Origin of the sequence: Pseudomonas pharyngis (assembly GCF_021602345.1) — a bacterium.
Taxonomy (GTDB): Bacteria; Pseudomonadota; Gammaproteobacteria; order Pseudomonadales; family Pseudomonadaceae; genus Aquipseudomonas; species Aquipseudomonas pharyngis.
The window spans coordinates 1-18,298 of record NZ_BQID01000032.1 but is presented as its reverse complement, the minus strand read 5'-3'; the positions used below and the strand labels follow the sequence as shown (position 1 = coordinate 18,298).

Annotated in this window: 18 protein-coding genes; 12 read left to right on the top strand and 6 right to left on the bottom strand. The window is 63.5% G+C overall.

The features are described from left to right. Positions 1-75: 75 nt before the first annotated feature. The 3 genes from L6D74_RS29640 to L6D74_RS29630 are packed head-to-tail and all read right to left on the bottom strand — an operon-like array spanning position 76 to position 2,657. Positions 76-1,125, bottom strand: coding sequence for an alkene reductase (locus L6D74_RS29640; protein WP_236191652.1), 1,050 nt, complete (start codon positions 1,123-1,125; stop codon positions 76-78). Positions 1,126-1,157: 32 nt separating this feature from the next. Further along, complete coding sequence (locus tag L6D74_RS29635) at positions 1,158-2,321, bottom strand: MFS transporter (protein ID WP_011332833.1); 1,164 nt, start codon at positions 2,319-2,321, stop codon at positions 1,158-1,160. A gap of 33 nt (positions 2,322-2,354) precedes the next feature. Further along, positions 2,355-2,657, bottom strand: coding sequence for an ArsR/SmtB family transcription factor (locus L6D74_RS29630; protein WP_007957866.1), 303 nt, complete (start codon positions 2,655-2,657; stop codon positions 2,355-2,357). 171 nt (positions 2,658-2,828) lie between these two features. Here L6D74_RS29630 and L6D74_RS29625 point away from each other — a divergent pair, with 171 nt between their 5' ends. Then, positions 2,829-3,401: an acyl carrier protein phosphodiesterase gene (locus tag L6D74_RS29625; RefSeq protein WP_236191651.1), complete on the top strand. Its 573-nt coding sequence runs from the start codon at positions 2,829-2,831 to the stop codon at positions 3,399-3,401. Positions 3,402-3,415: 14 nt separating this feature from the next. Here L6D74_RS29625 and L6D74_RS29620 read toward each other — a convergent pair whose 3' ends face one another. After that, entirely contained in the window at positions 3,416-4,210 is a 795-nt protein-coding gene (locus L6D74_RS29620) for a lysophospholipid acyltransferase family protein (protein WP_236191650.1), read from the bottom strand. Continuing rightward, on the bottom strand, positions 4,210-4,965 hold the full coding sequence (olsB, locus tag L6D74_RS29615) for an L-ornithine N(alpha)-acyltransferase (RefSeq protein ID WP_064594004.1): 756 nt from the start codon (positions 4,963-4,965) through the stop codon (positions 4,210-4,212). Before olsB ends, L6D74_RS29620 begins: the two co-directional genes overlap by 1 nt. Before the next feature lie 153 nt (positions 4,966-5,118). On the opposite strand from olsB, the gene L6D74_RS29610 reads away from it, so the two are divergent. From L6D74_RS29610 to L6D74_RS29570, 9 genes are all read left to right on the top strand, one after another. Further along, positions 5,119-6,024 carry an acyl-CoA dehydrogenase middle domain-containing protein gene (locus L6D74_RS29610; RefSeq protein WP_236191649.1) on the top strand — a complete coding sequence of 302 codons (906 nt, stop codon included), beginning with the start codon at positions 5,119-5,121 and terminating at the stop codon, positions 6,022-6,024. A gap of 31 nt (positions 6,025-6,055) precedes the next feature. Then, entirely contained in the window at positions 6,056-7,135 is a 1,080-nt protein-coding gene (locus L6D74_RS29605; RefSeq protein WP_236191648.1) for a serine hydrolase domain-containing protein, read from the top strand. Beyond that, positions 7,132-7,434 carry an amidase gene (locus L6D74_RS29600; protein ID WP_236191647.1) on the top strand — a complete coding sequence of 101 codons (303 nt, stop codon included), beginning with the start codon at positions 7,132-7,134 and terminating at the stop codon, positions 7,432-7,434. Before L6D74_RS29605 ends, L6D74_RS29600 begins: the two co-directional genes overlap by 4 nt. A gap of 143 nt (positions 7,435-7,577) precedes the next feature. Beyond that, positions 7,578-8,753, top strand: a complete 1,176-nt coding sequence (locus L6D74_RS29595) for a M20 aminoacylase family protein (RefSeq protein ID WP_236191646.1) — start codon at positions 7,578-7,580, stop codon at positions 8,751-8,753. Positions 8,754-8,832: 79 nt separating this feature from the next. After that, positions 8,833-10,143 carry a citrate-proton symporter gene (locus tag L6D74_RS29590; protein WP_064594013.1) on the top strand — a complete coding sequence of 437 codons (1,311 nt, stop codon included), beginning with the start codon at positions 8,833-8,835 and terminating at the stop codon, positions 10,141-10,143. Next, positions 10,140-11,597, top strand: coding sequence for an amidase (locus L6D74_RS29585; RefSeq protein WP_236191644.1), 1,458 nt, complete (start codon positions 10,140-10,142; stop codon positions 11,595-11,597). The genes L6D74_RS29590 and L6D74_RS29585 overlap by 4 nt, the downstream gene beginning before the upstream one ends. Before the next feature lie 59 nt (positions 11,598-11,656). Next, the gene (locus L6D74_RS29580) at positions 11,657-12,427 is read left to right on the top strand and encodes an IclR family transcriptional regulator (RefSeq protein ID WP_221398882.1); all 771 of its coding nucleotides are present in this window, start codon (positions 11,657-11,659) and stop codon (positions 12,425-12,427) included. An 81-nt stretch (positions 12,428-12,508) separates the two neighbouring features. Next, on the top strand, positions 12,509-13,099 hold the full coding sequence (locus L6D74_RS29575; RefSeq protein ID WP_085605441.1) for a YceI family protein: 591 nt from the start codon (positions 12,509-12,511) through the stop codon (positions 13,097-13,099). A gap of 1 nt (position 13,100) precedes the next feature. Next, positions 13,101-14,258, top strand: coding sequence for a phospholipase D-like domain-containing protein (locus L6D74_RS29570; RefSeq protein ID WP_236191642.1), 1,158 nt, complete (start codon positions 13,101-13,103; stop codon positions 14,256-14,258). A 135-nt stretch (positions 14,259-14,393) separates the two neighbouring features. Here the strand turns inward: L6D74_RS29570 and bglX are convergent, their stop codons facing one another. Beyond that, positions 14,394-16,685, bottom strand: coding sequence for a beta-glucosidase BglX (gene bglX / locus L6D74_RS29565; RefSeq protein WP_236191641.1), 2,292 nt, complete (start codon positions 16,683-16,685; stop codon positions 14,394-14,396). 260 nt (positions 16,686-16,945) lie between these two features. Between bglX and L6D74_RS29560 the strand changes: the two genes are divergently transcribed. Continuing rightward, on the top strand, positions 16,946-17,554 hold the full coding sequence (locus L6D74_RS29560) for a LemA family protein (RefSeq protein WP_039771481.1): 609 nt from the start codon (positions 16,946-16,948) through the stop codon (positions 17,552-17,554). Between the two features lie 13 nt (positions 17,555-17,567). Next, on the top strand, positions 17,568-18,298 hold a 731-nt coding region (locus tag L6D74_RS29555), incomplete at its 3' end, for a TPM domain-containing protein (protein WP_236191637.1).

The following is an 18,298-nucleotide window of genomic DNA, read 5'->3' as shown; positions in this document are numbered from 1 at the left end:
CCCCCCCCCCCCCCTGATCAACAAAAAGCCCCGGCTCTTACGAGGCCGGGGCTTTTGAATTGCAAGGCGTAGTGATTACAACGTTGGGTAGTCGATGTAGCCGACCGGGCCCTTGCCGTAGAACAGCTCTGGCCGCGGTTCGTTCAGCGGCGCATCGGCCTTCAGACGGGCCGGCAGGTCCGGGTTGGCAATGAACGGGATGCCGAATGCCACGGCGTCAGCCTTGCCCTCGGCCAGCCAGGCGTTGGCGCTGTCCTTGGTGAAGCGCTCGTTGGCGATGTACGCGCCCCCGAAGGCTTCTTTCAGTTGTGGGCCGAGGCTGTCGGCGCCTTCTTTCTCGCGGGAGCAGATGAAGGCGATGCCACGCTTGCCCAGTTCGCGAGCGACGTAGGTGAAGGTCTCTGCGAGGTTGTCGTCGCCCATGTCATGGGAGTCGGCGCGCGGTGCCAGGTGCACACCAACACGGCCGGCGCCCCAGACTTCGATCGCAGCATCGGTCACTTCCAGCAGCAGGCGGGCACGGTTTTCCAGAGAGCCGCCGTAGTTGTCGGTACGCTGGTTGGTGCTGCTTTGCAGGAACTGGTCGAGCAGGTAGCCGTTGGCGCCGTGGATTTCCACGCCGTCGAAACCGGCCGCCTTGGCGTTTTCCGCGCCGACGCGGTAGGCGTCGACGATGTCGGCGATTTCAGCGGTTTCCAGTGCACGCGGGGTTGGATAGTCGGCCAGCGGGCGAACCAGGCTGACGTGACCTTTTGGCTGGATGGCGCTCGGTGCAACCGGCGCTTCGCCGTTCAGGTACGACGGGTGGGAAACCCGGCCGACGTGCCACAGTTGCAGGACGATCTTGCCGCCGGCGGCGTGAACGGCCTTGGTCACGTTGGTCCAGCCGCGCACCTGATCGTTGGACCAGATGCCCGGGGTGTCCGGGTAGCCGACGCCCATCGGGGTCACCGACGTGGCTTCGCTGAGGATCAGGCCGGCCGAGGCGCGTTGTACGTAGTACTCGGCCATCAGCGCGTTGGGTACGCGGCCTTCGTCGGCGCGGCAGCGGGTCAGCGGCGCCATGATGATGCGGTTGGGCAGCTCGAGGTCGCCCAGTTTGATCGGATCGAAAATTGTTGCCATGAGATACAACCCTCGTGAGGTAAGTGAGTGAATCAGTTAGCGGTAGCCAGCTCGGGATTGCCGTTCTGGCGGAATGTGATCAGGGTCACCAGCAGCGCGAGAACCGCCAGCGCAGCAGCGGCGAGAGGCACGCTGGTCAGGCCGTAGCCGTGGGCGATGACGCTGCCGCCGACCCAGGCACCGAGGGCGTTGCCGACGTTGAAGGCGCCGATGTTCAGGGTCGACACCAGGTTCGGTGCGGCCTGGCCGTAGGTCACGACGTTCACTTGCAGAGCCGGCACGGCGGCGAAACACGCGGTAGCCCAGAGGAACAGGGTGATCTCGGTGGGGATCAGCGCGATGCTGGTCCAGGTCAGGACGGTGGAGGTCACGGCCATGGCGATGAACACGCCGATCAGCGTCGCGGCCAGGCCCTTGTCGGCCAGTTTGCCGCCGATGATGTTGCCGACGGTCAGGCCCAGGCCGATGAGCATCAGGGTCCAGGTCACGCCACGGGGCGAGACGCCGGTGACATCGCCCAGCAATGGAGCGACGTAAGTGAACAGGGTGAATACCGAAGCGGCGAACAGCGCGGTCATGCTCAGCGACAGCCAGATGCCGGCGCCCTTGAGCGCGGCCAGTTCGGCGCGCATGTCGAGTTTTTCTTCGTCACGCTTGGCCGGCAGGAAGCGGATCAGGCCGATCAGCGCGATCACACCGATCACGGTCACTGCCCAGAAGGTCGAGCGCCAGCCGGCTTCCTGACCGAGGGCGGTGCCCAGCGGTACACCCAGCACGTTGGCCAGGGTCAGGCCGGTGAACATCAGGGCCACGGCCGAGGCGCGTTTGTTCGGTGCCACCAGATTGGCCGCGACCACCGAACCGATGCCGAAGAACGCACCGTGGCAGAGGGCGGTGACCACTCGGGCGAACATCAGCACGTTGTAATCAGTGGCGATGGCGCAGAGCAGGTTGCCGATAATGAAGATGCCCATCAGCGTAACCAGTGCAGCCTTGCGCGGCAGTTTTGCAGTGGCCATTGCCATGAACGGCGCACCAATCGCCACGCCCAGGGCGTAGCCGGTCACCAGCCAGCCGGCACCGGGGATCGACACACCGAGGTCAGCCGCCACATTGGGCAGCAGGCCCATGATGACGAACTCGGTGGTGCCGATGGCGAAGGCGCTCAAGGCGAGTATGAGTAGCGAGAGGGGCATTGTCTGGTCCTTTTGGCTGGCTGACGTTAAGGGTCAGAGCTCTTTACTGAGGGTGCTGAGGAACGCCTGGATCACGTCCTCGTTGCGTTTGAAAAAGTGCCACTGGCCGGCCTTCTGGCTGCTGATCAGCCCGGCCCGTTGCAGGGTGGCCAGGTGGGCGGAAACGGTCGATTGTGACAGGCCGCAGCGTTGATCGATCTGCCCGGCGCAGATGCCGTACTCGTGGTTGTGGATCTGTTCCGGAAACTGGGCTTTCGGGTCTTTCAGCCAGTTGAGGATGTCTCGCCGTACTGGGTGTGCCAGGGCTTTTATTATTTCGTCGAGGTCAATGTTCATGGCTGGGTGCTCGTGATGTGTGTAGCGCTATATCGCGATGAGGCGAACTTTATATCGGTACTTCGCGATACACCAATATGAATTTGATCTGACGACCGCATAAATCGGTATATCGGGTTATAACGATATGTGAGGTGTAAACAACCGCGGGCGCGGTGCTAAGCTGCGCCCATGAACTATCTCGCACATTTACACCTCGGTGGCCAGCGCCCCGGTCAACTGCTCGGCAGTCTGTATGGCGATTTCGTCAAAGGGCGGCTGCAAGGGCAGTTCGACCCGGAGATCGAAGCGGCGATTGCCCTGCATCGGCAGATCGATGTGTTCACCGACCACCATCCGCTGGTGGATGCTTCACTGGCGCGATTCTCCACGACCCGCCGCCGTTACGCCGGCATCGTCCTCGACGTGTTTTTCGACCATTGCCTGGCGCGGGACTGGACGCAGTACGCCGACCGACCGCTCGGCCAATTCACCACCGACGTTTACCGCGTGCTGTCCAGCGAGCGGCAATTGCCCGAGCGCCTGGCGAAGATCGCCCCGCACATGGTCGCCAATGACTGGTTGGGTTCGTATCAGGAGTTCGAAGTGCTGGAGCAGGTGTTGCGAGGGATCTCCCGACGCCTGACCCGACCCGAAGAACTGGCGGGGGCGATGGAGGAGTTGCGGCGGTTGTATGAACCGTTGAGCGAAGACTTCCGTTTGTTCTACCCACAGCTGCAGGACTTTGCCGGCCGGCAGCTGTAGATAGAAGTCGCCGCTCAGGCTGCGATCAGATCGCGGGCGTGTTGCGCTTCGACCGGTTTGAGCACATCACCGAACAAGGCTTTCTGCACCGCTTGCTGGGCCTCGTACGCCAATGCCGCGCGCTCCCGACCCTGACAGGCAATCGGCTTGAGCAGATGGATTTCGACATCGCCGCAGTCGTTGCTGAACAGGCGCATCAGGTGCGACAGCAGATCATCGTCACCAATGAACGGCGCCAGCGAATCGATCTTGCCGTCGCGCAGGTAACGGATCGCCACCGGTTGCAGTTTCACCTCGGAATCAATCGCCGCCGACAGCAGGCGACCATGAAAGGTGCGCAGCGAACGGCCATCGGTGGTGGTGCCTTCCGGGAACATCAGCAGCGGATGAGCGGTTTGCAGGTGACGGGTCATCTGCTTGCGGATCAACTGGCTGTCGCCCGATCCGCGACGGATGAACAGGCTGCCGGCCTTCGCCGCGAGCCAACCGGCCACCGGCCAGGTGCGTACTTCGGCCTTGGACAGAAACGACAGCGGCGTAAGCATGCCGAGCAGCGGAATGTCGGTCCACGACACATGGTTGCTAACCCACAGCATCGGCTGCTTCGGCAGCTCACCGTGGACGGTCACGCGAAAGGGCAGGGCATTGCTCAGACGCGCCATGAAAAACCGCGACCAGCGCTGCCGACGCTCCATCGAATGGGCCAGGCCCAGGCGCTCGAAAACCCCGAAGACACCGGCCATGCTCAACCCAAGTGTCACCACCAGCAGCACTCGCGCGATCCGCGCGTACACCCGCAGCCGGCTCATTACACGGCCGCCTTGAAGTGCTTGGCGTAGCGCGGGCAGAGTTCGTCGCGCTTGAGCAGGATGAACACGTCGGCGACCTGGAAGTCTTCGTCCCAGCACGGCTCACCGCAGATCTTCGCGCCCAGGCGCATGTAGGCCTTGAGCAGCGGCGGCATTTCGGCGATCACGTTCGACGGAATGTCGAGGCTCGGCAGCGGGTTCTTCGGCTCGGCGCGCAGGTGTTCGGTGCACAGATAGCGTTCGCGCAGGCGCTGCATGATCGCGTGGGCCTGTATGCCGCCGTCCTGCATCGGGATGCTCGCGCAACCCATCAGATAGCTGTAGCCGCCCTGATTCAGCACTTCGGCCAGCTCGCCCCAGAGCACGGCGATGGTGCCGCCGTTGCGGTAGGCCGGGTCGACGCAGGTGCGGCCGATTTCCAGGATCGGGCCTTGTAGATGCGCGAGGCCGTGCAGGCTGAATTCTTCTTCGCTGTAGAACTTGCCCAGGCTGCTGGCGGCGGTGTGATCGAGCAAACGGGTGGTCGCCACCAGGCGGCCGGTGTTCAGGTCACGCACGCCGATGTGGCTGCAGTGAACATCATAGTCATCCATGTCCAGACCCAGCTCCGCGCCGTTCAGCTTGGCGTTGAACTCGCCGCTGAACACGTTGAAGCGCAAGGCCTGGGCTTGCTGCAAGGCTTCGGCGCCGATCAGGCGTTCGGCTTGCAGGCGGCGTTCATTGCCGGTGTCGCTGATGCGGGCGATCTGAGTCATGTGAATCTCCGTACGGGCCTTGAACCCGTCATGGGTTGCAGCCGATCGACTTTCTTTATGCAGCCGTGTTGTGCAAAGTCAGGCTATGTAGCCCCGGTGTCATCGCCATGAATGTTTGGTGATGCTTATATGACAGCCCACGAGGAGCCTCTGATGACCTGGTCGACCCTGCTTGAATGCCGCGAACGCCTGCCCGCCGTTGCCGATCTGGCCGAGGGCTTCGCCACGTTGCTGCAGCAACTGGGCAGCGTGACGCCGTTCGAACTGGCGGTGGCGGGAGGGCGGCGAATGGCGACGCCGGGGCTGGCGTTTCTGGTGGGTTATCAGGCGGCGTTGCGCATGCTTTGGCCGAGCGCGCCGCCAAGCCTCGGCGCGTTGTGTGCAACCGAGCAGCGCAGCCTGCGCCCGGCGGACATGCAGACCCGACTCACGGATCTGCGCCTCACCGGGCAAAAGGATTTCGTCACCGCCGGCGATGCGGCGGACTGGCTGCTGATCGCCGCGCGCAGTGAACAACACGGCGAATCACCGCGCCTGAGTCTGGCGGTGGTGTACCCCGGCGAACCCGGCGTGCGGGTGGAAAAACTCCCGGCGCTGCCGTTGGTGCCGGACGTCAGCCATGGCCGGCTGCATCTCGACGATGCGTTGTGCGAGTTGCTCGCGGGGGATGGCTGGGATGCTTACGTCAAGCCGTTCCGCACCCTTGAAGACGTTTACGTGTTGAGTGCAATGACTGCGTGGTTGTACGGCGTCGGTCAGGACAGCGGCTGGCCGCAGCCCCTGCAATTGCGCTTGCTGGCGCTGTTGGCCGGGTGCGCGGAGGTCAGTCGCCAGCCGCCGAACAATCCCGTCGGGCATGTGTTGCTCGGCGGATTGTTTGCGCAGTTCGACGGGTTGAAAGCGGAAGTCGATCAGACCCTGCGCAACGGCGATCCTGAGTGGGCGGCGATGTGGCAGCGCGATCAGTCGGTCATGCAACTGGCGGCGGGTGCGCGGGCCAAACGCCTGGCCAAGGCGTTGGCGGCAAACCAAAACACATCTGTCATGAACGCCGGCTAGTCTTCTCAGGTTCATCCCCAGAGCCCTCACCATGTTCAAAGGCCTGTCCCTGTTTCTGCTGCTGATCAGCTTCACGGTTCAGGCCGAACAATGGCCGGGCGAGCAGTGGCCGACCGGCGCGAAACTCACCGGCCCAGCCGTCGAGGCACTGGAGGCTTATGCCTTCCCGACCCGCGATGACAACACCCGCCAAGGCATCCGCACCGACGCCTTGCTGGTGATCCGCGACGGCCAGCTCATCTACGAACGCTACGCCGCTGCGACCAGCGCCGACACGCCGCACCTGACCTGGTCGATCAGCAAAAGCCTGATGGCCACGGTGCTCGGCGTGGCGTACGGCGAAGGCCTGTTCAAGCTCGATGACCCGGCCGCGAAATATTACCCGGTGCTGGAAAAACACCCGGCCGTCACGATCAAGGATCTGCTGCACTGGGCCTCGGGCATCGACTGGCAGGAAGACTACGAATACGCCCCGTTGAAATCCTCGGTGGTGGCGATGCTCTACACCCGCGGCCACCGCGACATGGCCGCCTTCACCGCCGATCACGACCGTTACGCGCCAGCGGGTCAGGCGTTTCGTTACTCCAGCGGCGACAGCAATCTATTGGCCGCAGCGCTGAAAACCATCGTCGGTCCGCAACGTTATCCGGACTATCCGTGGACAGCGCTTTTCGATCCCTTGGGCATCCGCCATGCCACCTGGGAGACCGACGCCACGGGCACCTTCGTCGCCTCCTCCTATGCCTATATGACGGCCCGGGATCTGGCGCGAATCGGCCTGCTGATGGAACGGGACGGACGCTGGAACGACCGGCAGTTGCTGCCCAAGGATTGGGTCGCCTTCAACCGCCAACCCTTCGCCGGCTACAAGGCCCATCAGGATGAAGCCGTGCCCGGCGGCCAGTGGTGGCTCAATCGCCCGGCAGACGGCGCGCCCTCTCCATGGCCCGACGCACCGCCCGACACCTTCGCCGCCCTCGGCCACTGGGGCCAGGCGCTGTACGTGATCCCGAGCGAAAAACTGCTGATCGTGCGCTACGCCGATGACCGCGACGGCAGCTATCGCCACAACGAATTGCTCAAGCGCGTGCTCGGGGCGGTGCGGCCATGAAAGTGTTCAGACGCATCCTGCTGGTGCTGTTGATCGTGCTGTTGGGCTGGGGCTGGCACGAGCGCGAAAACCTGTGGGCCTTCCCGGACATCATCAGCGCCTACACCGCCAAGGAATATTGCTCGTGCCGCTACGTCATGAACAACGACGCCGAGTATTGCCGGGGCTACGTGAAGCAGTGGCTGCCCAGCGAACTGACCGATGACCGCACGCAAAAAATCGTCACCGCCAGCGGCCTGGGACGCAGCAACAGCGCCCAATGGCAGGGCGACCGCCAGGGCTGTCGCCTGCAACCCTGATCCGGTTCCACCCTGTGGAACCACATTCGATTGTCCTCTCGCGTGTCTCGCGGTTATCTGGCGGTGAGCACGACCTGCCGTTCACGTGTCGTGAAACAACACCGAACAAAAAGACCGGGAACACCCGCGCGAGGAGATCCGTCATGCCCCGACATCAGCACATTCTGGCCTGGCTCAACGATGTGGCCGGCGACCTGCACGCCACCCGCCAGGACATTCACGCCCACCCTGAACTCGGTTTCGAGGAAAGCCGCACCTCGGCGCTGGTCGCCAGGTCGCTCGAAGAGTGGGGTTATGAAGTTCACACCGGGGTCGGCAAGACCGGCGTGGTCGGCGTGCTGCGCAACGGCAGCAGCACACGCAGACTCGGGCTGCGGGCCGACATGGATGCGCTGCCGATCATCGAGAACACCGGCGTCGTCTACAGCAGCCGGCATCAAGGCTGCATGCACGCCTGCGGCCACGACGGGCACACCGCGATGCTGCTCGGCGCGGCGCGTTATCTGGCCGCGACCCGTCAGTTCGACGGCACCCTGACGCTGATTTTCCAGCCCGCCGAAGAGGGGCAGGGCGGGGCCGAAGCGATGCTTGCCGATGGCCTGCTCGAACGCTTCCCGTGCGACGCGCTGTTCGGCATGCACAACATGCCGGGCCTGCCGGCGGGACATCTGGGCTTTCGCGAAGGGCCAATGATGGCTTCGCAGGACTTGCTCACGGTGACCATCGAAGGCGTTGGCGGTCACGGCTCGATGCCGCATCTGGCGGTGGATCCGTTGGTGGCCGCAGCCAGTGTGGTGATGGCTTTGCAAACCGTGGTCGCGCGCAATATCGATGCGCAGCAGGCGGCGGTAGTGACAGTCGGCGCGCTACAGGCCGGCGAGGCTGCGAACGTGATCCCGCAACAGGCGATCCTGCGCCTGAGCCTGCGTGCACTGAACGCCGAAGTCCGCGTTCAGACACTGGACCGCGTGCGCTCGATCATCGAGTCCCAGGCCGAAAGCTTCGGCTGCACCTCGACCATCGAACACCGCCCGGCCTATCCGGTGCTGGTCAACCACGCCGCCGAAACCGAGTTCGCTCGTCAGGTCGGCGTCGAACTGGTGGGCGCCGATGCCGTCGATGGCAACACTCCGAAACTGATGGGCAGCGAAGACTTCGCCTGGATGCTCCAGCGCTGCCCCGGCGCGTACCTGTTCATCGGCAACGGCGTGGCACGGCCGATGGTGCATAACCCGGCGTACGATTTTAACGATGACATTCTGCTGACCGGCGCGGCGTATTGGGGCGCGCTCACCGAGAGCTGGCTCAAGCCGGCCTGATTTCTTCACTTTTTGCTGCCGCTGGAACGCAGGTGCGCACGCGCCTGCGTGGTCAACCCACAGCTTCTGGAGAATCCCCATGCAGACTTCGAACGCAGGCGTTTCGCGCACCCGGCAAGTGGTCGCCGCCGTCATCGGCAACGCCCTGGAATGGTACGACTTCATCGTTTACGGCTTTCTGGCGAGCATCATCGCCCGGCAGTTTTTCCCGTCCGACGACGACTACGCCTCGCTGCTGATGGCGCTGGCGACTTTCGGCGTCGGCTTTTTCATGCGCCCGGTGGGCGGCATCCTGCTCGGCATCTATTCCGACCGCAAAGGGCGCAAAGCCGCGATGCAGATGATCATCCGCCTGATGACTGTGTCCATCGCCCTGATCGCGTTCGCGCCGAACTACGCCGCCATCGGCATGGGCGCGCCGTTGCTGATCGTGGTGGCGCGGATGCTTCAGGGTTTTGCCACGGGCGGTGAATATGCGAGCGCCACGGCGTTTCTGGTGGAGAGCGCGCCGGCCCATCGCAAGGGTTTGTACGGTTCGTGGCAACTGGTCGGGCAATGCCTGGCGGTGTTCAGCGGCGCGGCAATGGTGGCGCTGGTCACGCACCTGTTTTCCCCAGAAGCGCTGGACAGTTGGGGCTGGCGGATTCCGTTCGTGCTCGGCCTGTTGATCGGCCCGGTGGGCTTGTGGATTCGCAAGCACATGGAGGAACCGGAAGAGTTTCTTGAAGCGCGCAAGAAAGCCAAAGGCGCAGCACCGGGCCTGTGGCAGGTGCTGCGCGAACATCGCCGCAGCCTGTTGGTATCGATGGGCCTGGCGTGCGGGGCGACGGTGTCGTTCTACGTGGTGCTGGTGAACATGCCGACCTTCGCCCACAAGAACCTCGGCCTGCCGCTGGATCAAGTGCTGCTGGTGCAGATGCTTGCGGTGGGGCTGATGACTGTGGTGATTCCATTGTCCGGCGCGCTGTCGGATCGCCTCGGTCGGCGGCCGGTGCTGATGGCCTTCACCCTGGCGTTTTTCGTCATGGTCTATCCGCTGTATGTGTGGGTGGCGGCGGCGCCTTCGATCGAGCGTTTGCTGGTGATGCAACTGCTGCTGTGCGCGGCGATTGGTGGGTTCTTCGGCCCGGCGCCGACGGCGCTGGCCGAGCAGTTTCCGATTGAGGTGCGCTCCACCGGCGTGTCGGTGGCCTACAACGTGGCGGTGATGGTGTTCGGTGGTTTTGCGCCGCTGATCGTCACCTGGCTGAGTAAAGTTCTGAACACCCCGGTGGCGCCGTCGTTCTATGTCTTGTTCGCTTGCCTGCTGACCCTGCTCGGTACTTACTGTTTGCAGGAGGCACCACGCGCGAAGAAATCCGTTGCGCTCAACCTGGGAGTGAAACCTTGAGTCCGTTGGCCATTGATCCGATTGTCGCCCTCGACGCCGATGCGCTGTCCCGGGTGATCCATGCCCGCAAGGTGTCGTGCCGTGAGGTGATGCAGGCCTACCTGACGCACATTGATCGCTTCAATCCGGCGGTCAATGCGCTGGTTTCGCTGCGCCCGCAAGACGTGCTGCTGCGCGAGGCCGATGAGTGTGATCGGCAACTGGATCGCGGTGAGTCCCGAGGCTGGATGCACGGCATGCCTCAGGCGATCAAGGACCTGGCGGCCACCGCCGGGTTGCGCACGACCTTGGGTTCGCCGCTGTTCGCCGAGCAAGCGCCGCGGCACGATGCGATCAGTGTGGCGCGGGTTCGCGACTGCGGCGCGATCATCATCGGCAAGAGCAACGTCCCGGAATTCGGCCTCGGTTCGCAGACCTACAACAGCGTGTTCGGCACCACCACCAACGCCTACGATCCGAGCGTGATTGCCGGCGGCAGCAGCGGCGGGGCGGCCGTGGCACTGGCCCTGCGCCTGCTGCCGGTGGCCGACGGCAGTGACATGATGGGCTCGCTGCGTAACCCTGCGGCGTTCAACAACGTGTTCGGCTTCCGCCCGTCCCAAGGGCGTGTGCCCCATGGGCCGATGCCGGAAGTGTTCGTCCAGCAACTGGCCACCGAAGGGCCGATGGGGCGCACGGTCACCGACGTCGCGCGATTGCTCTCGACCCAGGCCGGCTACGATCCGCGCGTGCCGCTGTCGCTGGCCGATGAACCACGGGACTTCAGCCTGGATCTGCAACAGGACTGCAGCGGCCTGCGTCTCGGCTGGCTCGGCGATTACAACGGCTATCTGCCGATGGACGACGGCGTGTTGAGCCTGTGCGAAGCGGCGCTGGCGGATTTCAGCACCCTAGGTTGTCACGTTGAGGCCTGTCAGCCGGACTTCTCCATGGAACGCCTGTGGCAGACCTGGCTCACGCACCGGCATTTTCTGGTGCAGGGCAGCCTTGGCGCCGCCTATGCCGATCCGCAAAAACGGTCATTGCTCAAACCCGAAGCACAATGGGAAATCGAGGGCGGTCTGCGTCTGACCGCTGCCGAGGTCTATCAGGCGTCGGTCGCGCGCAGCGAGTGGTATCGCGCGTTGAGCGAGTTGTTCGAGCGTTACGATTTCCTGCTGTTGCCCACCGCCCAGGTGTTCCCTTTTGATGCACAGCAAGCGTGGCCGCGAGTTGTCGGCGGGCAGACCATGGACACCTATCACCGCTGGATGGAAGTGGTAATAGGCCCGACGTTGGCGGGGTTGCCGAGCATCAGCGTGCCGGTCGGTTTCAACCCGGCCGGGTTGCCGATGGGCCTGCAAATCATCGGCCCGGCCCAGGCGGATCGGGCGGTGCTGCAACTGGCCTACGCCCATGAACAGCTGACCCGCTGGGTCGAACGGCGACCGCCGGCATGCCTGCAATCGGCCTGAGCGGCCCGCATCTTGCTGCACGAAGTGATCTTTCATCCGTATCCATGGAGGTCGAACACATGGGCAGCAAGGCAGACACCGGTAGCGTGCGCTCGGTCGAACGGGCGCTGGCCATCGTCGAGTTGCTCGGCGAGCATCAGGCGTTGGGGCTGGAAGAGTTGCACTACCTGACGACTCTGCCCAAGGCCACGGTGTCGCGCATGCTCGCGACCTTGCAGGAGCAGGGCTGGATCTATCGCGGCCTCAGCGACCGCCGCTACCGGTTGTGCGCCAAACGGCTGTTCGGTGATCGACAGCAACGCTTCAAACGCCACCTGGTGGAAAGCGCCGCGCCGATGCTGCTGGAGCTGAGCGAGCGTACCGGGCTGGTGGCGGATCTGTCGTGCTTCGACGGCGAACGGGTTGAAGTGATGGAAAGTGCGATTCCGCAGATCTTGCGCAAACGCTATCCGAACAACTGTCAGATCGTTGGCCATCACGCCAGCCTGTTTCATTCGGCCATGGGCCGGGCCTGCCTTGGCGAACTCGACAGCCAGGACGTGAAACGTCTGGCCGAGCGCGAACAATTGGCGGATGACGGTGTATTGCAGGCCACCGAACAAGCCTTGCATCAGGGCTTCGGCCAGCGCACCGAAGGCTATTGGGAATACCCGGTGCGCCTGCCGTTCCTGATTCGCGCGGTGGCGTTGCCGATTCGTGCGCAAGGGCGGCTGGTCGGCAGTATGGCGCTGCACTGGCCAATGGATCAGGCGCCGGTGGAACGGGTGCTGAGCCTGCACCTCAACAGCCTCGCGTCGACTATCGGCGAGGTGCAGCAGGCATTGGCCTGAGTGTTTGCACAGACTGACAGTTTGCAATAACGCCAAGGCCAGTTAAGGTTCGTGCACGTTTATCGGCCCCACGAGTTTTCAATGTTCAACCGTTCTCTGTGCAACGCCTTCGCCGGCCTGCTGCTGGGCGCCGCTGCGCTGCCGGCCCAGGCCAACTGGTATCTGGACGGCGAGTCGTCGCGGCTGTCGTTCGTCAGCACGAAAAACGCCAACGTATCCGAAGTGCAGCGCTTTCTGGTGCTGCACGGCAAGGTCGATCCCGACGGGCGCGCCGTGGTCGAGGTCGAGCTGGACTCGATCAACAGCGGCATCCCGCTGCGCGACGAGCGCATGCGCAAGGAGTTGTTCCAGATCGAACAATTCCCCGAAGCGACCATCACCACCCAGATCGACCTGCGCCCGATCAACGATCTGGCCCCCGGCGCGCAGCTTGAATTGCGCCTGCCGCTGACCGTCAACCTGCACGGCAAACAGCACGAATACCCCGCCGAGCTGCTCGCCACGCGCCTCGATGACCGACGCTTTCAGGTGGTGACCCTGGAGCCGCTGGTGATCAGTGCCGAGGATTTCGATCTGCTGCCAGGCCTGGAAAGCCTGCGCAACATGGCCGGTCTGTCGGCCATCAGTCTGTCGGTGCCGGTGGGTGCGGTGCTGATCTTCACGGCGCGCTGACATGCGCGGCGCGGTGTTTCCGTGGCGTGATGGCAACCGCTTCGAGCTGTTGATCGACGGCCCGCAATTCTTCCCGCGCATGCTCGACGAGATCGCCCGCGCCCGCGAGCAAATCGAACTGGAGCTGTATCTGGTGGAGGCTGGCGCCTGTGCCGAAACCATCGTGCAGGCGCTGGTGCTGGCGGCGGAGCGGGGCGTGCGGGTGCGTTGTCTGTTCGACGACTACGGCAGTCTCGCCTTCACCCTCACGTTGCGCCGGCGGCTGACCGGAGCCGGGGTCGAGCTGCGTTTTTACAACCGGCTGAACTGGCGGCGCTGGGTCGGCAATTTCTATCGCGATCATCGCAAGCTGTTGCTGGTCGACCAGCGTCTGGCGGTGGTTGGCGGGACCGGGGTCACCGACGAGTTCTGGACGCCGGGCCACGACACCAGCGAATGGCACGAGGTCATGGTGGAAATCACCGGCCCGCTGGTGCTCGACTGGCAATTACTGTTCGACCGTCAATGGATCGCCAACCGCCATCGCCGGGCCTGGCGGCCCAACGCGCATTTTGGTCTGCCACGATTGCCGCGCGTGCCGGACACGGGTGAGGGCATGGGCCGCGTGGCCTACGCCGACGCCCGCCAGCATCGCGACATTCTGCAATCGCTGTTCCGCGCGCTGAACAGCGGCCAGCAGCGGATCTGGCTGGCCACGCCGTACTTCCTGCCCACCTGGAAGATCCGCCGTTCCCTGCGCAAGGCCGCCGCCCGTGGCCTCGACGTGCGCCTGCTGCTGACCGGGCCGCGCACCGATCACCCGTCGGTGCGTTATGCCGGGCATCGCTACTACCCGCGCCTGCTCAAGGCCGGGGTGAAAATCTACGAGTACCAGCCGTGTTTCCTGCACCTGAAAATGGTGCTGGTGGACGACTGGGTCAGCATCGGCTCGTGCAATTTCGATCACTGGAATCTGCGCTTCAATCTTGAGGCGAATCTGGAAGCGCTGGACCCGTCACTGACGGCAGCGGTGGCGGCGAGTTTCGAGAAGGACTTCGGCCTGAGTCAGCAGGTGAGCCTGGAGGAATGGCGGAAACGGCCACTGTGGCGGCGGGTGAAGCAGCGGATCTGGGGCTGGGTGGATCGGGTGGTGGTCAACCTCCTGGATCGTCGCGGCTAGTCGCTGCCCCCGATTGATCGTTCCCACGCTCCGCGTGGGAATGCAGCCCGGGACGCTCCGCGTCCCAAAGCGGACGCAGAGCGTCCATTGAGGCATTCCCACGCAGAGCGTGGGAACGATCGAGCGGAGAGGGGATTACAGCAACTCAAAGCTCTGCTGCGTCACGTCCTGGGAATCCAGGCCGATCTGCACGTTGAACTTGCCAGGCTCGGCCGCGTACTTGAGCTGGGCGTTGTAGAACTTCAGGTCATCTTCGGTGATGGTGAAGTGCACGACTTTCTGCTCGCCGGCCTTGAGCATGATTTTCTGGAAGTTCTTCAGCTCCTTGACCGGACGGATCATCGACCCGGTGACGTCCTGGATATACAGCTGCACCACGGTTTCGCCGTCACGCTTGCCGGTGTTCTTGACCATGACACTGGCGTCGAGCTTGCCGGTGGCGTTCAGGGTGGTCGAGGACAGCGCCATGTCGCTCAGGCTGAAGTCGGTGTAGCTCAGGCCGTAACCGAACGGGAACAGGGGGCCGGTAGTGTCATCGAAGTACTGCGAAGTGTAGTTGCCCGGTTTACCTGGCGTGAATGGCCGGCCAATGCTCAGGTGGTTGTAGTAGGTCGGGATCTGGCCCACGGAGCGCGGGAAGGTCACCGGCAGTTTGCCCGACGGGTTGTAGTCGCCGAACAGCACGTCGGCGATGGCGTTGCCGCCCTCGGTACCGCTGAACCAGGTTTCCAGAATCGCGTCGGCCTGCTCTTTCTCTTCGAGGATGGTCAGCGGACGACCGTTCATCAGCACCAGCACCAACGGCTTGCCGGTGGCTTTCAGGGCACGGATCAGCTCGCGCTGGTTTTCCGGGATGTTCAGGTCGGTGCGGCTCGACGATTCGTGGGACATGCCACGGGACTCGCCCACGGCCGCGACCACCACGTCAGCATCCTTGGCGGCTTTCACCGCCTCGTCGATCAACACGTTGGCCGGGCGTGGGTCATCGACCACTTCCGGCGCGTCGAAATTGAGGAAGTTCAGGTAGTCGAGCACCTTCTTGTCGCTGGTGATGTTGGCGCCACGGGCGTAGATCAGGTTCGCCTTGTCGCCAATCACATTGCTCATGCCATCAAACAGGGTCACCGATTGCGCCGGACGACCGGCGGCCGCCCAGCTGCCCATCATGTCGATCGGGGCCTTGGCCAGCGGGCCGACCAGCGCGACTTTGGCGGTTTTCTTCAGCGGCAGGGTTTCGTTCCGGTTCTTCAGCAGCACCAGGCTGCGACGCGCCACTTCACGGGCATCGGCGCGGTGCAGGCGACTTTCGGCGTAGGTGTCGGCCGGATCGTCTTCAGCCTTGCCGATGCGCAGGTACGGGTCCTTGAACAGGCCCATGTCGTATTTGGCGGCGAGGACTTCACGCACCGCGTTGTCGATGTCTTGCTGTTCGATCTCGCCGGACTTGAGCAGCCCCGGCAGCTCTTTGCCGTACAGGGTGTCGTTCATGCTCATGTCGATGCCGGCCTTGATCGCCAGCTTCGCCGCTTCCCGACCGTCGCGGGCCACGCCGTGCTTGATCAGTTCGAAGATCGCGCCGTGGTCGCTGACCGCCAGGCCCTTGAAGCCCCAGTCCTTGCGCAGCAGATCGTTCATCAGCCAGGTGTTGGCGGTGGCCGGGATGCCGTTGATCGAGTTCAACGCCACCATCACGCCGCCGGCGCCAGCGTCGATGGCTGCGCGGTACGGTGGCAGGTAGTCCTGGTACATCTTCACCGGGCTCATGTCGACGGTGTTGTAGTCGCGACCGCCCTCGACCGCGCCGTACAGGGCGAAGTGCTTGACGCTGGCCATGATGCTGTCGGCCGCGCTCGGCGTGTCGCCCTGATAGGCCTTGACCATGACTTTGGCGATGCGCGAGGTCAGGTAGGTGTCTTCACCGAAACCTTCGGAGCTGCGGCCCCAGCGCGGGTCGCGGGAGATATCGACCATCGGCGCGAAGGTGATGTCGAGGCTGTCGGCGGCGGCTTCCTTGGCGGCAACGCGCCCGGACTGGCCGATGGCGTCCATGTCCCAGCTCGACGCCAGGGCCAGTGGAATCGGGAAAATCGTACGGTGACCGTGGATCACGTCGTACGCGAAAAACATCGGGATCTTCAGGCGGCTGCGCATGGCAGCATCCTGCATCGGACGGTTTTCCGGGCGGGTGATCGAGTTGAAGGTGCCGCCGATGTTGCCGGCGGCGATCTCTTTGCGGATCAGCTCGCGGGGCATTTCCGGGCCGATGCTGATCAGGCGCAACTGGCCGATTTTCTCGTCGAGGGTCATCTGTTTCATCAGATTACTGATGAACGCATCCTTGTTTTCCAGGGGGACCGGGGTCGTGGCGGCCAGTACTTGATGACTGGCCAGGCTGACGAACAGGCCCAGCAAACACAGCTTCTTCATGAATAGTTTTCTCAAGGGCCTAAACGGCGTTACAACACCGGCCAGCCAAAATGTAGGGAGCGACTATTGTTGTTCGGGTGCTGATTCAGAAAACGACAGCCGAATGTACGTCGAACGTTTCGGCGACGTGATCGCGCAGGGCCTCTTTTTAGCCCATCGGCCCGCCGCAATCCAGTGGCGGGGGCGATTATGCCCCAACCGTCGGCTGAGAATGTTTCGCGATTCATTATTCATGAAATGTGCAAGGGAGCACCCGTCCGATGAATGTCAGTCCTGTCTACCGCTCGCGTTTGCAGGTCGCCACCCTGCTGGTGCTGGCCACGTTGTTGACCGCCTGCGGCATCAACAACATCCCCACCCTCGACGAACAGGCCAAGGCTGCCTGGGGCCAGGTGCAGAACCAGTACCAGCGCCGCGCCGACCTGATCCCCAATCTGGTGGAAACCGTGAAGGGCTATGCCAAACACGAGGAAGCAACCCTGACCGCCGTGATCGAGGCCCGGGCCAAGGCGACGTCGATCCAGGTCGATGCCAGCACTCTCGACAACCCGGAAAAGCTCAAGCAGTTCCAGCAGGCCCAGGATCAGCTGACCGGTGCCTTGAGCCGGTTGATGGTGGTGTCCGAACGCTATCCGGACCTGAAAGCCAACCAGAACTTCCTCGCCCTGCAATCGCAACTCGAGGGCACGGAAAACCGCATCGCCGTGGCGCGTCGGGATTTCATTCTGGCGGTGCAGAAGTACAACACCGAGATCCGCACCTTTCCCGGTCGTCTGTGGCACAGCGTGATGTACAGCAATTTGCCGATCCGCGAGACCTTCGAAGCCACCAGCCCCGGCGCGGACAAGGCCCCGGAAGTGAAGTTCTGAGCCGGGGATGCCCATGCGTGTGTTGAAGATGGGCCTGGTGCTGATGCTGTGGCTGTTTGCCGTCAGCGCCCGGGCCGAGTTGACCTTTCCGGCGCTGACCGGGCGGGTGGTGGACGATGCGCAGATGATCGAGCCGTCGGTGCGCACGCAACTGAGCCAGCAATTGCAGGCCCACGAGCAGGCGACCGGCGAACAGTTGGTGGTGGTGACGTTGCCGAATCTGCAAGGCGCGACCATCGAGGACTATGGCGTCGAACTCGGCCGGCATTGGGGCATCGGCCAGAAGGACAAGAACAACGGCGCCCTGTTGATCGTCGCCCGGGACGAGCGCAAATTGCGCATCGAAGTCGGCTACGGGCTGGAGGACCGGCTGACCGACGCGCAGAGCTCGGTGATCATTCATCAGGTGATCACGCCGTCGTTCAAGGCCGGCAATTTCAGCAAGGGCATCAGCGACGGTGTCGCGGCGATGCTGGTAGTGCTGGGCGGAAATCCGTTGGACGAGCCGTCCACGGTGTATGAATCGGCCGGCGATCCTGCGGACGACTTCGTCTCGCGGCATCCGGCGTTGTTCGTATTTCTGGTGATGTTGTTCATCTTGACTGTTTTTGTCTGCCAGATGCTCGGTATCCTTCCCGCCGGCCGATTCATACACCGTGGACGGCTCGTCCAACGGATTTCCGCCCAGCACTACCAGCATCGCCGCGACACCGTCGCTGATGCCCTTGCTGAAATTGCCGGCCT

Excerpts from the sequence above, each read along its gene's own strand:
- L6D74_RS29605 (WP_236191648.1), top strand. The coding sequence starts at position 6,056 with ATGTTCAAAGGCCTGTCCCTGTTTCTGCTGCTGATCAGCTTCACGGTT.
- L6D74_RS29635 (WP_011332833.1), bottom strand. The coding sequence starts at position 2,321 with ATGCCCCTCTCGCTACTCATACTCGCCTTGAGCGCCTTCGCCATCGGC.
- L6D74_RS29595 (WP_236191646.1), top strand. The coding sequence starts at position 7,578 with ATGCCCCGACATCAGCACATTCTGGCCTGGCTCAACGATGTGGCCGGC.
- L6D74_RS29590 (WP_064594013.1), top strand. The coding sequence starts at position 8,833 with ATGCAGACTTCGAACGCAGGCGTTTCGCGCACCCGGCAAGTGGTCGCC.
- L6D74_RS29580 (WP_221398882.1), top strand. The coding sequence starts at position 11,657 with ATGGGCAGCAAGGCAGACACCGGTAGCGTGCGCTCGGTCGAACGGGCG.
- L6D74_RS29625 (WP_236191651.1), top strand. The coding sequence starts at position 2,829 with ATGAACTATCTCGCACATTTACACCTCGGTGGCCAGCGCCCCGGTCAA.
- L6D74_RS29610 (WP_236191649.1), top strand. The coding sequence starts at position 5,119 with ATGACCTGGTCGACCCTGCTTGAATGCCGCGAACGCCTGCCCGCCGTT.
- L6D74_RS29600 (WP_236191647.1), top strand. The coding sequence starts at position 7,132 with ATGAAAGTGTTCAGACGCATCCTGCTGGTGCTGTTGATCGTGCTGTTG.
- bglX (WP_236191641.1), bottom strand. The coding sequence starts at position 16,685 with ATGAAGAAGCTGTGTTTGCTGGGCCTGTTCGTCAGCCTGGCCAGTCAT.
- L6D74_RS29575 (WP_085605441.1), top strand. The coding sequence starts at position 12,509 with ATGTTCAACCGTTCTCTGTGCAACGCCTTCGCCGGCCTGCTGCTGGGC.
- L6D74_RS29630 (WP_007957866.1), bottom strand. The coding sequence starts at position 2,657 with ATGAACATTGACCTCGACGAAATAATAAAAGCCCTGGCACACCCAGTA.
- L6D74_RS29560 (WP_039771481.1), top strand. The coding sequence starts at position 16,946 with ATGAATGTCAGTCCTGTCTACCGCTCGCGTTTGCAGGTCGCCACCCTG.
- olsB (WP_064594004.1), bottom strand. The coding sequence starts at position 4,965 with ATGACTCAGATCGCCCGCATCAGCGACACCGGCAATGAACGCCGCCTG.
- L6D74_RS29620 (WP_236191650.1), bottom strand. The coding sequence starts at position 4,210 with ATGAGCCGGCTGCGGGTGTACGCGCGGATCGCGCGAGTGCTGCTGGTG.
- L6D74_RS29640 (WP_236191652.1), bottom strand. The coding sequence starts at position 1,125 with ATGGCAACAATTTTCGATCCGATCAAACTGGGCGACCTCGAGCTGCCC.
- L6D74_RS29570 (WP_236191642.1), top strand. The coding sequence starts at position 13,101 with ATGCGCGGCGCGGTGTTTCCGTGGCGTGATGGCAACCGCTTCGAGCTG.